Raw genomic sequence first — 13,631 nt, forward strand, 5'->3', positions numbered from 1 at the left:
ATCCGCTGCAACAGTCCGGTCCGCCATGCGCAACGATCGTGCCCACGTGTAGAGCCGAGCCCACGCTCGGCTGCTCAGCGCGAATGGCAGCCGAGCATGGGCTCGGCTCTACCGTTCCCGGCTCACGTCCACGCCGGGTCTGCGGTGAAATCGATGGTCAACCAGAAAGTACTGCCCCGCGCATCCAGCCGCACCGCGATCTCATCGCGCATCGCATCGACTTCGCCTACCGACCCCAGCGGCGTGATCGGGTCAGCCAATACATGGATCTCGATGAAGCGCATCCGCCCCATCTTCGCCACATGGCTGGTGAAACCGGCATAGCCACGCTCGGCCACGAACGCCTGCATCACCTGCTGCACGCGCCGGTCCAGATCATCCGGCGCCACCTGCAGCACTTCGCGCATGGCCTTCCACGCGCTGCGCGCCGGCACCGGCAGCATCGCCAGGCTGATCAATGCCAGCACGATCGAATCCAGGTACGGCACCCAATGGTGCCACTCACCACCGTGCAGGACCAGCGCCAACACGAAGGCCAGCACCACTGCCAGGCTCATCAACCCGCCCAGCAGCCAGCCACGCACATCCAGCCATAACAGCGCCGAGCGCAGATGCCGCGCCCGCTGCGCAACGAACGCCGCCATCGCCAGGTTGCTGGCACTCAGCAGCGCCGCCCACCACAGCGCGGGCCCGAATTTCACTTCGTGCCCGCCCGTGGTCAGGCCGATCACCGCGTTGGCCAGCGCATACACGCAGGCCAGCGACAGGATCACACCACCCAGCGCTTCGACCATCGGCTCCAGGTGCCAGTAGCCATACTGGAAGCGCGGGCTTTGTTCCCGCGCCACCAGCCGCAGCACCGACAACGACACCAGGGTCAGGGCGACGTCGACCAGGCTGTACACGCCGTCGAACAGGATGGCCTGCGATCCCACCAGCAGGCCACCGCCGAAGCCGACCGCGCTCACCGCAAGGGTGACCCCGATCGAGAACGTCAGGATGCGTTGCTCGCGCGCGGTATCCATCGTTCGCCGATGAGCCGACCGTTACGGGTCAGGCCTTCAGCACCTCCACCTTGTACGAGACCGCATCACCCTCCTGCTCGATGATGAGCCCGTGCACGTCCGATTCGAAGCCCGGGAAACGGGCGTTCTGCTCGCGGGCGATGCGCAGCGACTGGATGATCGGCTCGTCGCTGTCGCCGAAGCGCTCGCCCGGCATGATGGTCGGGATGCCCGGCGGGTACGGCACCAGCATGGTCGCCGCGATGCGGCCACTGATCTGCTCGATGTCGACCCGCTCGATCTCGCCCTTGACCAGGTGGTTGTAGGCATCGGCCGGGGTCATCACCGGCGTCGGCAGGTCCACGTACATCTCGCGCATCACCTTGGCCACGGCAAATTCCTGGTTGAACGCATGCAGCGCGTCGCACAGGTCACGCAGGCCCCAGCCAGCGTAGGCATTCGGATAATCGGCGGCCAGCGTCGGCAGTGCCTGGCTCAGCGGCGCATTGCGGTCGTACAGTTCCTTGAACGCCATCAGCTCGGTGACCAGGGTGCTCCACTTGCCCTTGGTGATGCCCATCGAGAACAGGAACAGCACCGAGTACAGGTTGGTCTTCTCCACGGTGATGCCGCGGCCCCACAGGAACTTGCTCAGCACCGCCGCCGGGATGCCCAGCCTGCCCATGCTGCCGTCCATTGCCAGGCCCGGGGTCAGCAGGGTCACCTTGATCGGGTCGATCAGAACATAGTCATCCACCAGGTTCTCGAAGCCGTGCCAGTGCGCATCCGGCTGCAGGTACCACTCCTCGCGCTTGGCCACCATCGGTGCCGGCGTATCGCCCTTGTCCAGGCTGCGCTCGACCTGGGTCGGCTGCCACACGCTGAACCACCAGTCGTCGCGGCCGAGATCATCGCGGACGTGCAGCATCGCGCGGCGGAAGGCGATCGCCTCGTCGTGCATTTCCTGCACCAGCGAACGGCCGGCGTCGCCTTCCATCATCTTCGACGCCACATCGCAGGCCGCGATCACCCCGTAGTGCGGGCTGGTCGAGGTGTGCATCATGAACGATTCGTTGAAGCGCTCGGCATCGAGGTTGCGTTGCGCCGAGTTGCGCACGTGGATCATCGAGGCCTGCGAAAACGCCGCCAGCAGCTTGTGGGTGGAATGCGTGGTGAAAATGATCGCATCCTGCTCACGCGGCTTGCCCTTGGCCATGCCGTAGTGGTTCTCGTAGAACGGGTGGAACGCGGCGTAGGCGTACCAGGCTTCGTCGAAATGCAGGAAATCGACTGCGCTGCCGATCTCGTCGGCGATCTTCTCGGCGTTGTAGCACAGGCCGTCGTAGGTCGAATTGGTGACCACCGCGATGCGCGGCTTGGAGCCGGCCTTGTAGGCCTGGCTGGCCAGCGGATTGGCGGCGATGCGCTGCTGCAGCGACTCCGGCGTGAACTGGTCCAGGCTGATCGGGCCGATGATCCCGTGCGCGTTGCGGCTGGGCGTGAAGTACACCGGCACCGCACCCGTCATGATCAGCGCGTGCAGCAGCGACTTGTGGCAGTTGCGGTCAACGAACACCACGTCGCCGCGGGCCACCGTGCCATGCCAGACGATCTTGTTGGCGGTGGAGGTGCCGTTGGTGACGAAGAAGGTGTGGTCGGCACCGAAGTTGCGTGCCGCCTCGTTCTCGGCATCCTTGATCGGGCCGGTGTGATCGAGCAGCGAGCCCAGCTCCGGCACCGAGATCGACAGATCGCTGCGCAGGGTGTTCTCGCCATAGAACTGATGGAATGCGCGGCCGACCGGCGACTTGGTGAATGCCACGCCGCCGGCATGGCCCGGCGTATGCCAGGAATAGTTCGACTCGGCCGCATGATGGATCAGCGCCTTGAAGAACGGCGGCAGCAGGTTCTTCATGTAGTCTTCGGCCGCGCGCATCACCTGCCGCGAGATGAAGCTCTTGGTGTCTTCGAACAGGAAGATGAAACCGTGGATGTACTTGAGCAGCTTGCTCGGCACCTTCTCGATGGTGCGGCGCTCGCCGTACAGGAACACCGGCAGATTGGCACGGCGTGCGCTCTGCTCGCGCAGGAAGGCGGTCAGGCGCTGGAACTCGCCATCCACCTCTTCGCTGCCATCGATCGAGATCAGCACCGCCGAGGCCGCCACGTAGGTGCGGGCACCGGCCCGGGCGTCATCCAGGTTCAGCCCGCACAGCACGCGCTGGTCGTTGCTGCGCAGCTCTTCCACCAGCGCACGGATCAGGATGCCACCGATGCGCGGCGACTCGTAGTCGTTGTCGATGACAATGACCGGGTAGTCCAGGGACTTGAAGTACACGTTGATTCTCCTTGTCGAACTCAGGAATGCCGGGCGCCGGCGCTGATCGCCGAGGCCTCGCGGGCGCGCTGCCGCTGCTGGCGGCGCTCCTCGCTGAAGAAGGGATAGAACACGGTGATGAACAGCACGAACAGGAAGGCGTACTGCACGATGGTCCCCGACGAGCCGTAGATCGCCCACAGGCAGTACACGACGGTCAGGCTGGTCAGCGTCCAGAACGCACCGGTGTGGACCAGGGTGTGCGAACGCTCGACCACGAAGTAGCACGCCACGCACGAGTAGATGTAGGGCAGCAGGGTCAGCACCACGGCCGCCGACGTGATCACGTCGAACTGGGCCGACGCGGTTTCCGAGGTGGAGGTCACCAGCACCGCCAGGGTCATCAGCACCGCCACGATCAGCACGCCCTTGACCGGCACGTCGTCCTTGTTGGTCTTGCTGAAGATGCTCGGGAACAGGCCGTCATCCGACGCTGCCTTGGCACTCTGCGCGGTCAGCAGGATCCAGCCACCCAGCGAGCCGGCGGCACCGATGAAGGCGCACAGGCTGACCAGCGCGCCGCCCCAGCCACCGACCGCCTTGGCCGCCGCCAGCGCGAACGGTGCGTCGGACACCTGCAGTTCCGCGTTCGGCACCATGCCCATGATCACCGACGAACTGGCGATGTAGGCGATGGCAGCCAGGAACACGCCGGCCAGCGTCGCGCGGGCGACGTTCTTCTCCGGATTTTCGACCACACCGGCAGTCACCGATGCAGACTCGACGCCGATGAAGGCCCACAGGGTCAGTGCCGCGGCGCTCGAGATCGCACCGAAGTTCGACTCGCCAGACACGTTGTAGGCGCCCTTGAAGATGTCGGCATCGAAGAAGAACCAGCCGAAAATGGCGATGCCCAGGATCGGCACCAACGCAAAGCTGGTGGTGACCGTCTGCACGCGGCTGACGAAGGCCGGACCGATCACGTTGGCAAAGCTCAGTGCCCACACCAGCACCAGCACCGCGATGCAACGCACCAGCGGCTCGGACAGGATCGGGAAGAAATAGCTGAAATAGCCCACCGCCGCGATCGGAATGGCGACGTTGCCGATCCAGTTGGCGAACCAGTAGATGGTGTTGGTCTGGAAGCCCATGTACGGCCCGAACCAGTCGCGCGCGTAGGCATAGGGACCGCCCGCCTTGGGTGCGAGCTTGCCCAGCTTGGCGAACACGAAGGCCAGCAGCAGCGCACCGGCGGTGGTGATCAGCCAGCCCCAGATCGAGGCGGTACCGATCTTGGCCAGGCTGGACGGCAACAGGAACACGCCTGAGCCCATCATGTTGCCGGCGACGAGGAAGGTGGCTCCGACCACCCCGATTTTCTTTGCTTCTGCCATGACGATCTCCGGTACTGGCATGAGCCCGGCAGCACCGGGCGTGGGGACGGTTACGCTGGCGTACGACCGCTGGCGTCTATTTGATGAAGTTGTATTGCAGGCTGCCCTGCACCCGGACCGTGTCGCCGCGTGCGCCGCCCTGCTGTTCCAGCCGGCCGTACAGCAGCTCCATGCCCATCGTCCAGGACGGCGCCGGGCTCCAGATCAGGTTGAACACGCCGTAGCGGCTCTGCCGGAATGCATCAGCGGCGAGTGCGGCGTTGCGCTCCAGGGTCAGCTGGCCAAAGATCAGGTTGGAGCGCCACAGCGCGGACCAGTAATGGGTGTAGCCGACGAAACCGCCGTGCAGGTCCAACGCGGCGAGGCGGCCGTCGGCGCCGACCACTGCGTCCAGTCCGGAGCCGGTCAGGTCGGCGGTGTAGCGACTGAGGCCGCGCCCGCCGAGTACGCCGAACAGCAGCAGGTCGCGCTCGCCCACTGACGCCGAGCCGCTCAGCTGCAGGCCACCGGCCATGCGCCGGTCGCGCTCGCCATCGCCGTCGTAGGCCAGGCTGCGTGCCACCGCGCCCAGCTGCAGGTGGCCCCAGTCGCGCTCCAGGCGCGCGGTCACGGTCACATCGGGCAGGCGGTTGACTGCCGTGCGAGCATCGCTGGCGCCGGCGAGTTCAGTCTTCGGGTCTTCAGCAGCGACGGTCAGGGTGTTGCCCTTGCCTATCGCAAAACTGTGGTGGATGCCCGCCACCAGCAGGTATCCGGCGCCGCCCGGCCCGGCGAAGTCAAGCGTATCGGGCAGGCTGTCCGGGTCCATGAAGCTGGAGTAGCCATAGCCGGCATAGGTGTTGCCAAGCTGTCCATAGGCGTGTCGCAGGCGGAACTCATACCCCTCACTGCTGCCGAAGAAATCGTTCTCCAGGTAGAAACGCAGGTTGCCGTGCGTGGTCGGGCGCCGCGCCTCGAAGCTGAAGCGGGTCTGCTTGGCATGGATGTTGAAATTGGAGACATCGCGATGGCTGCCACCCACCGGCATCGACGACGGAATGAACTGATCTTCGTCACCGGCCGCACGCGAATCGGCAATCGCATCGAGCTTGGCGTAGCCACCGATGCGGATCACCGTATCGGTGCCTGGAATGGCGAAGAATCCTTTCAGATCGGGGTCGGTCGGACCGGCTGCACTGTCGGGACGCGACGCCGCCGTTGAGGGATCGGCCACCGATTCGCGCTGCGGCAGCACCGGTTGCGCCACGCCCGGCACCTGGGTCGGGTGCAGCATGCTGGCGCTGCCGCCCGCCGTTGCTGCCGGGGTCGGGGCCTGCGCCACGGCGGCAGGCGCTGAGCCCTCGCGCTGCTCAAGCCGATCCAGGCGCTGCTGCATGCCTTCCAATGCCTGGCGCATGGCAGCGATTTCCTGCCGCAACGCCTGCGCATCTTCCTGGCCATGCTGCTGCGCATACGCTGGCGCGATCGCCAGTGCGGTCGAACAGGCCAGACTCAGTACCGCCAAGCGCATTGCATCCTCCCTGGACAAACACTCGCAGCGCGCTGGCCGGATACAGGCGCACAGTGCCCTGGCCTCGCGTTGCCGTTGCTGGAAATGCGGATACTGCGTTGACGACACCGGCCAGCCTGCATCCGGCAGGCAACAGGACGATGACACTGCCCTGCCCGCACCGGTGTCGAGCCCATCAAGGCCGCGCTGCCAGAGAGGTGGCGACCGCAGCGGTCTGGGTAACAATCGGGGAGTGAGAGTGTCGTGAATGGCTGTGCCGACCGCCCTGGTTCAAGCCATGTCTGGCGCGGCATCCATGGCGCGTTGACGCTGTATTCCATGCGTCAACAGGCTAATCCGCCTGTCGTTTTTGACCTTGATTGGAATCAAGGCGCGATGCTTGATGTCAGTCACGATTCAGATGTGACGACGAACAGCTGCTGCGCAGCCCTGCTGCCCTCTCCGCCCGCCGCAGGAGCGCCGAATTGCAACAGGCCCGCATGCTGCCATGCGGGCCTGTCGGTTACATCACGACGTTGGCGGCGATCAGCGCGGACCCAGCACCGTCTGCAGGTCGGCGCCCTGCGGCAGGCCCGCGCGACGCTGCACCTGCCCTTGTGCATCCTGGAACAGGATGCCCGGCGTGCCCTGGAAGCCCATCTCGATCATCAGGACCTGGTTGGCATCAAGCTTGCCTGCGATCTCGCGACTGATGCTCGGTAGCGCCTTGATGCCGCCACGGTCGAACTGGTGCTCATTCTCCAGCAGCGCCGCGCTCGGATCACGCGCCGCGAGGATGGCGGCGGCCTTGGCCGGGCTGTCCTCGCGGATCACGCCAACCATGATGTGGCGCAACTGCACCTTGCCGGCGTCAACCCACGGACGCGCCGCTTCCCAGAACTTGTGGCAGTACGGGCAGTTGGCATCGCTGAAGGTATAGACCACACGCGGTGCATCGGCCTTGCCGTCACGCACCCAGGCGCTGGCTTCCAGCTTGGTCCACATCTTGGCCGACATCGGTGCAGCGACCAGCTTCTCCACCGCCTCGGCGGCCACATCGTTGCCTTCGGCATCGAACAGGCTGCCCACCAGCACATGCTTGCCGTCGGCGGTCACGTACGCGGCGGCGGGCTGCTGCCCCCCCACCACGCCGGCGAAGCCACGCAGGCCACCCGGTGCATCAAACTCGGCAACGACTTCGAAGCCGTGCTTCTCGATGCCTTTCAGCACTGCGGGACGGTCACCCTTGGCCGCGGTGGCCGGAGCGCCGGCGGCCGGCGCTGCCGCCGTCTTGCCCGGCGGGGTCTGGGCCTGGCTGCAGGCGGCCAATGCCAGCATGACCGGCAGCAACAGCACCGCCGGAGCGATGCGCAGGGAAGTCGACAACATGGGAACTCCGTAATGAGATGCCCGCGCAGGCTACCGCAGCCGGCGCAGTTTGTGTTCAAGACCCGCCGCGGTCAGTTCGCCAAGGTGCAGTTCACGCAGGCGACCTTCGGCGTCGAAGAACAGCGTCGACGGATAGGCCTGCACACCCAGCACGGTTGACGCCGAGGCGGTATCGTCCAGCAGTACATTGCCCAGCCAGAGCTGTTCGGATGCAATGAAACCCTTCACTTCGTCCAGGGTTTCCCCCTGGTTGAGGAACACGAACTGCACGTCGGTGTGGGTCTGCTGTGCGGATGCCAGCACCGGCATCTCGCGCCGGCAGGGCCCACACCAGCTGGCCCAGAGATTCAGCACCAGTGGCTTGCCCCGGAACTGCTGCAGGTCGATCACGCGCCCCTGCAGATCGGCCACCTGCACCGCCGGCAGCGGCATCCGCTGCTCCTGCCAGGCTGACAGCAGGTGGCTGCCCACCACCCACGACACCACGCCCACCAGTGCGCCCGCCAGCACCGGCGCACGCAACGCGCGCCAGAGCCGCAGCCGCCAGGTGCCCCACGCCAGGCCCGCAGCCAGCACGACTGCAAGGTGATACCCACCGTCGGCGATCTGCAGGATGCTCCACGGGGCCTCACGGTAAAGCGCGAAGTTCAAGGCGACGAAGCTGATGCGTCCGCACAGCAGGCCGATCAGCAACATGTCCAGAACCAGGCTGGCCGCGGAAGGCACTGCCATCCCGTCTTTCCGACGCGGCCACAGGCGTGCTACCGCCATGGCCAGCAGCACGCACATCAGGATCAACACCACCGGCATCGGTACCGGTCCCACACTCGACATCAGCCCACCTGCCCCATCATCCGTTACCTGCATGGTCGAAGCGTCGCGCCCAGGTTGCAAGCGCGACGCCTACTGCAGGCATCAGGCCACGCTGCGCGGCATCTGCATGCCGGGCGCCGGTTGCAGCCCGCGCAGGCTGCCTGCCACCGATGACAACAGCGGCCGCTCGCGCCGCTTGTTGTGGACCAGCCGGCGATAGTTGGCCGGCGTCATTCCAACAATGCGCAGGAACAGACGACGGAATGCGCTCTGGTCGGCATAGCCCACGCCCCAGGCCACTTCATCGATGCCCGCCCCCTGCTGCAACAGCGTCTGCGCCTTGGCGATACGCAACCGCTGGCAATACTCGATCGGGCGCAGGCCGGTGGCCTTCAGGAAGCGCCGCTGCAGGGTGCGCGGCTCCAGCCCGGAAATCTCACAGATCGCACCGAGCGTGGCGCCGCGCGCAGCGGTGGTATGCAGCCAGCGTTGCGCCTTCAGTACGTCGCGATCGCCGTGGGCGAAGTTGGCACTGAAACGCTCGAGATCCTGCTGGATCGCCGCCGGAACCGTGATCCCCAGCTGCTGCGCCACGGAACTCGCCACGCCCTGGCCGTGCAGCCGGTACAGCAGGCGCAGGGCGAGGAAGCGCCAGGCCTGGGAACCGGCCACCGTCAGCAGGTCGCCGTCATCGACCAGCGCGCGCTCGCTGGGTACCCAGCTGGCCGACTGCCCCTGCAGGCCCGGATGGCGCCCGAGGTCCGGACCACTGACGGTGCGCCCAGCCAGCAGACCGGCGCGTGCCAGCATGCTGACACCGTCGCTGGCGGCAGCCAGCAGACTGCCACCGTCGTAATGCGCGCGCAGCCAATCCAGCAGCACCTCATCGGCGCGCAGGCAGACGCCCTGGCTGATCTGGCCAGGCACGGCGATCACGGCGGGGATGTCCGCCTCGAGCATCTCCGCGCCGGCAATGCGATGCACGCCGGTCTGGCTGGCCGGCACGATCCAGCGGGTCACCAGGACACGCTTGAACGGACGGCGCTGCTGCTGGGCAAGCCGGTTGGCGACATGTGCCATCTCGGTCAGCACGGAGGCGGCCGACGGGTCGCCTCCCGGGTATTCGACCACCGCGACCTCGACGAATCCTTCGTTCCTGAATCCTTCCACAGACCATCTCCTCGGTTCGTTGCAGGCCGTCCAGCGGCCGGTTCAGGCGCAGGGTAGGAACTGCCACGACGGTGGGGCTATGAAGAAAGTTGCAAAGTGCGCTGAATGCGCCGTCAGCGACGAGACCTTGACCCTGGACCAGACTCAAGGCTTCACAATGAGCGGCAGCATCCGCAGGAATCCGCCATGAACATTGGTCAACTGGCACGCCGGGCCGGCGTGCCGATCGATACGGTGCGCTACTACGAACGCCAGCAGTTGCTGCCCACGGCGGCACGCTCGGCCGGGGGCTACCGCATCTTCGGTGAGCAGGACCTGCGCCGGCTGCGCTTCATCCGCCGCGCCAAGACGCTGGGCTTCAGCCTGGAAGAAATCGCCGAACTGCTGGCGCTCAGTGACCGCCACTCACAGGACATGGGCAGTGTGCGCGACACGGCGCAGGCCCGGCTGCAGGACATTGCACAACGCATGGCCGAACTGCAGCGCATGCACACCGCGCTTTCTCAGCTGGTCGACGCCTGCCCCGGCCACGGCACGCTGGATCAGTGCCCGATCCTGGCGGCGCTGACCGACGACGCGGCATAGCAACGCGCGTGAAGAAAAGTGCAACAAATGCTTGCCAACCCCCGGGGGCAAGGCTATTATTTCGCTCCTCAGCGACGTGGGGCCATAGCTCAGCTGGGAGAGCGCCTGCATGGCATGCAGGAGGTCAGCGGTTCGATCCCGCTTGGCTCCACCAATCTTTCGGCATTAGGCCGTCGAAAGGTCGCTAAAGAACATTGATGAGAATTGCGTCCCCATCGTCTAGAGGCCTAGGACATCACCCTTTCACGGTGGCGACCGGGGTTCGAATCCCCGTGGGGACGCCACTCATCACGAACAACGAGGACCCGGCCGATAACCGGGTCTTTTTTGTTCACCGCCTACCGGCATTCAGGTTGTGGCGTTGCGGTTCCCCTGCCCTCGTGGCGACGGTCGAACCGGAACGAAAAAAGTTCAAAAAAAAACTTCCACAAACGTGAACACGCAGGTATGATAGGCGGCTCGGTAACACGGGGGCCATAGCTCAGCTGGGAGAGCGCCTGCATGGCATGCAGGAGGTCAGCGGTTCGATCCCGCTTGGCTCCACCACTTTCGACATTAGGCCGTCGAAGGTTCTACAACTTGAAGTTTTTCGTGCGTCCCCATCGTCTAGAGGCCTAGGACATCACCCTTTCACGGTGGCGACCGGGGTTCGAATCCCCGTGGGGACGCCAGTTTCAAAACGGACTCTGCTCCCGGCAGATCATCCGGAGTTTCATGGGGCCATAGCTCAGCTGGGAGAGCGCCTGCATGGCATGCAGGAGGTCAGCGGTTCGATCCCGCTTGGCTCCACCACTTCGACATTAGGCCGTCGAAGGATCTACAACTTGAAGTTTTCGTGCGTCCCCATCGTCTAGAGGCCTAGGACATCACCCTTTCACGGTGGCGACCGGGGTTCGAATCCCCGTGGGGACGCCAATTCTTGAAAACCCCGACTCCGGTCGGGGTTTTTCTTTGCCTGTGATTCCTGGGAAGGCCCTATCCACGCATGGTGTGGATGGCTTCACCCCGATTACGGCTCAGAACCGCCGATACATCCCGATCGATGCCGGTGCCGTGGGCGCGAAACCAAACTGTGCGTACAACCGATGCGCCTCGCCATCGGCCAGCAGGCTGACGTACGCCGATGGCGGCAGGTTGGCCTGCATCCAGCCATCCAGGCGCCGCATCACTTCCTTGCCCAGGCCCTGCCCCTGCAACCGCGGCAGCACCGCGATATCACAGACCTGCAGGTGGCAGCCGCCATCGCCGACGATACGGCCCATCGCCACCAGCTCAGTGCCCTGGTAGGCACATACGCCGAACAGCGTATTGGGCAGCGCGCGGGCGGCCGCTTCGCGGGCCTTGGCACTGAGGCCTGCAAGCACGCGCAACCGGCAGTAGTCCTCGACCGTGGGCACGGCTTCGCGGAACTGGCAGGTGATGGAATCAGTCATGCGGCATCTCCAGATGGGTCGGGCTATCCTGCCGCATCCACGTCGCAGCCGCTGCGACCCAGGCCCCCAGAGTCCCATGTGCTATTCCGCCCTGATCCGCGCTGACTACGCCAAGCTGGTACGCGAGTTCGGCGCCATCCTGTCGCTGGAGGAGTTCGCCGAACTGTACGCACACGATCCAGGCAAGAAACGGCCGAAGACGCCGAAGGCGATGGATGACGGGTTCGCCGGTGCGCGTACCGAACAGGGCCGGGCCATCGTGGCGAAGATCCAGCAATGGCATGCGCAGGAGCAGCAGGCGCTGGAGGCTGAACTGGTCCGGCAGCGCGAACGACGCGATATTGCCCACGCCACGCTGGCCACCCGGCCCACGCAGAAAGCGCGCAATGACCTGCGCGTGGCCGGCAACCGCATCGAGCGCGCGCAGGCCCGGCTGGACGACCTGCATCGGGTACAGCTGCTGCCGCGCGACAACCGCATTTTCCCCGGCACCTACGCACCGGTGATGGTCAGCGAGAACGGCCGGCGCGTGATCAAGCCGATGCGCTACCAGTGCCGGTTGCCGGACAAGCCGGCGCGCAACGACGTGCTGTACCCCGGCACCTACAACGCGCGGCGCGACAGCCTGGAAGGTTACTGGCGGGGTGCGTTCGGACTGCGCCACGGCGTGGTGGTGGTGCAGGCGTTCTACGAGCACGTGCCCCGCCACGCCATCGCCGGCCGCAGCCTCGGTGCCGACGAAAAGGAGCAGGACGTGGTGCTCGAATTCCGCCCCGATCCACCCCGCGACCTGCTGCTGGCCTGCCTCTGGGCGGAATGGGAAGGACCGGAAGGCCGCCTGCTTTCGTTTGCCACGATCACCGACACACCGCCCAGCGACGTCGCCGCTGCCGGGCATGACCGCGGCGTGGTACCGATCCGCAGGGAACACCTGGACGCCTGGCTCAACCCCGAACCGGATGATCTGGCGCGCCAGTACCGCATCCTCGATGACCGCGAGGAAATCCGTTACGTGTACGAGGAAGCGGGCTGAGCGCCGGACGCGAATGAAAAACCGCGCGTGGGCAGGGCTCCTGGATCAGGGGTTGCCGCCGCGCATCGCAGACGTGAGGATTCAGCCCCCGCAGCTTCCCCCTGCCGGTGCGTGGCGAGCGGCTCAGGCCTTGGCGCTGGAGCGTCCCACCGCACGCGCCAGCGCCCGCGACAGATCGGCCGACAGGTACGGCTTGACCAGCAACAGGCCGGCCAGCATCGGCGCAGGCAGCTGCTCGGCCAGCATCCCGGTGGCCAGCACGAACGGAATGCCACGCGCCGAAAGCGCTGCAGCCACTGGTTCACTGGTCTCGTTGCGGGCCAGCCGGTAATCCAGCAGGGCCACGTCAGGAGTGCTCTGCTCCAGCAGCCGCAGGGCCTCGGACACACTCGCGGCAAGCCCGACCACAGTCGCACCGGCATGCACCAGCTGCATCTGCAGCAGGGCCGCACTCATCTCGTCGTTCTCGACCACCAGCACCCTCAGGTCCTGCAACACTGTCATCAGCTACCGCTCCTGGAGGCAATTGCACGTCGGGAGTATAGCTACCAAGGGGCCAATGCCGACAGGAACCGCCCTGATAGGCTCTCCTACTAGGCATCTCCTGCCGACCTCGGTTACACTCGCACGCTGCCTGCCGGTGTGGCGGAATGGTATACGCAGCTGACTCAAAATCAGCCGGGGGTGACCCCATGAAGGTTCGAGTCCTTTCACCGGCACCACTGCATCAAAGGCCAGGTCCATGACCTGGCCTTTTGCATTTCCCGGACCGGAGCGCCGACACTGGCGAGGATGCCCCAGCATGCCCCTCCCACGCTCGCCGACATACTGCGCGCCCATCGCCACGTGCGGGGGCAGCCCCGCGACGTCTGGACGTACGCCCACGTCAACGCCGTCGTGTCACCCCGCTGAAACGAAAATGTGACAGCCGACAAGGTTGCGAATAGCACTAGCGCACACTTTTCTTGCCAGCCTCACCTACTTCTGCCTATCGTGATCCCAGC

General features: G+C 65.5%; 11 protein-coding genes and 7 tRNA genes. 9 read left to right on the forward strand and 9 right to left on the reverse strand.

The window, feature by feature from the left end:
- Positions 1 to 122: 122 nt before the first annotated feature.
- The 7 genes from AC5P56_RS16735 to AC5P56_RS16765 form a co-directional block, all read right to left on the reverse strand.
- On the reverse strand, positions 123 to 1,025 hold the full coding sequence (locus AC5P56_RS16735) for a cation diffusion facilitator family transporter (protein ID WP_032957286.1): 903 nt from the start codon (positions 1,023 to 1,025) through the stop codon (positions 123 to 125).
- 28 nt (positions 1,026 to 1,053) lie between these two features.
- Complete coding sequence (locus AC5P56_RS16740; protein ID WP_014647525.1) at positions 1,054 to 3,342, reverse strand: Orn/Lys/Arg family decarboxylase; 2,289 nt, start codon at positions 3,340 to 3,342, stop codon at positions 1,054 to 1,056.
- A gap of 20 nt (positions 3,343 to 3,362) precedes the next feature.
- A complete protein-coding gene (adiC, locus tag AC5P56_RS16745) occupies positions 3,363 to 4,715 on the reverse strand; it encodes an arginine/agmatine antiporter (protein WP_021204506.1) in 1,353 nt (450 codons plus the stop codon).
- Between the two features lie 76 nt (positions 4,716 to 4,791).
- Positions 4,792 to 6,225 (reverse strand): DcaP family trimeric outer membrane transporter, encoded by a 1,434-nt coding sequence (locus AC5P56_RS16750; RefSeq protein WP_049440969.1) that lies wholly within the window; start codon positions 6,223 to 6,225, stop codon positions 4,792 to 4,794.
- 525 nt (positions 6,226 to 6,750) lie between these two features.
- Positions 6,751 to 7,593: a thiol:disulfide interchange protein DsbG gene (gene dsbG, locus AC5P56_RS16755; protein WP_032957294.1), complete on the reverse strand. Its 843-nt coding sequence runs from the start codon at positions 7,591 to 7,593 to the stop codon at positions 6,751 to 6,753.
- 30 nt (positions 7,594 to 7,623) lie between these two features.
- The gene (locus tag AC5P56_RS16760) at positions 7,624 to 8,427 is read right to left on the reverse strand and encodes a redoxin family protein (protein ID WP_049440971.1); all 804 of its coding nucleotides are present in this window, start codon (positions 8,425 to 8,427) and stop codon (positions 7,624 to 7,626) included.
- Positions 8,428 to 8,508: 81 nt separating this feature from the next.
- Complete coding sequence (locus AC5P56_RS16765; protein WP_180834939.1) at positions 8,509 to 9,576, reverse strand: GlxA family transcriptional regulator; 1,068 nt, start codon at positions 9,574 to 9,576, stop codon at positions 8,509 to 8,511.
- 186 nt (positions 9,577 to 9,762) lie between these two features.
- Between AC5P56_RS16765 and AC5P56_RS16770 the strand changes: the two genes are divergently transcribed.
- The 7 genes from AC5P56_RS16770 to AC5P56_RS16800 all read left to right on the forward strand — a co-directional run bounded on the left by AC5P56_RS16770 (position 9,763) and on the right by AC5P56_RS16800 (position 11,076).
- Positions 9,763 to 10,161, forward strand: coding sequence for a heavy metal-responsive transcriptional regulator (locus tag AC5P56_RS16770; protein WP_014647531.1), 399 nt, complete (start codon positions 9,763 to 9,765; stop codon positions 10,159 to 10,161).
- A 78-nt stretch (positions 10,162 to 10,239) separates the two neighbouring features.
- Positions 10,240 to 10,315, forward strand: a tRNA-Ala gene (locus AC5P56_RS16775).
- 54 nt (positions 10,316 to 10,369) lie between these two features.
- A tRNA-Glu gene (locus AC5P56_RS16780) sits at positions 10,370 to 10,445 on the forward strand.
- 186 nt (positions 10,446 to 10,631) lie between these two features.
- Positions 10,632 to 10,707: transfer RNA gene (locus AC5P56_RS16785), tRNA-Ala, on the forward strand.
- Positions 10,708 to 10,756: 49 nt separating this feature from the next.
- A tRNA-Glu gene (locus tag AC5P56_RS16790) sits at positions 10,757 to 10,832 on the forward strand.
- Between the two features lie 45 nt (positions 10,833 to 10,877).
- Positions 10,878 to 10,953 (forward strand) — tRNA-Ala (locus AC5P56_RS16795).
- Between the two features lie 47 nt (positions 10,954 to 11,000).
- Positions 11,001 to 11,076 (forward strand) — tRNA-Glu (locus tag AC5P56_RS16800).
- 101 nt (positions 11,077 to 11,177) lie between these two features.
- On the opposite strand, the gene AC5P56_RS16805 is transcribed toward AC5P56_RS16800, so the two are convergent.
- A complete protein-coding gene (locus tag AC5P56_RS16805) occupies positions 11,178 to 11,594 on the reverse strand; it encodes a GNAT family N-acetyltransferase (protein WP_014647532.1) in 417 nt (138 codons plus the stop codon).
- Positions 11,595 to 11,670: 76 nt separating this feature from the next.
- Between AC5P56_RS16805 and AC5P56_RS16810 the strand changes: the two genes are divergently transcribed.
- Entirely contained in the window at positions 11,671 to 12,627 is a 957-nt protein-coding gene (locus AC5P56_RS16810) for an SOS response-associated peptidase family protein (RefSeq protein ID WP_014647533.1), read from the forward strand.
- Between the two features lie 123 nt (positions 12,628 to 12,750).
- Here the strand turns inward: AC5P56_RS16810 and AC5P56_RS16815 are convergent, their stop codons facing one another.
- The gene (locus AC5P56_RS16815) at positions 12,751 to 13,131 is read right to left on the reverse strand and encodes a response regulator (protein ID WP_032957303.1); all 381 of its coding nucleotides are present in this window, start codon (positions 13,129 to 13,131) and stop codon (positions 12,751 to 12,753) included.
- Positions 13,132 to 13,263: 132 nt separating this feature from the next.
- Between AC5P56_RS16815 and AC5P56_RS16820 the strand changes: the two genes are divergently transcribed.
- Positions 13,264 to 13,349 (forward strand) — tRNA-Leu (locus tag AC5P56_RS16820).
- Positions 13,350 to 13,631: the final 282 nt, after the last annotated feature.

The organism is Stenotrophomonas sp. YJH_SMC_131 (assembly GCF_059367975.1).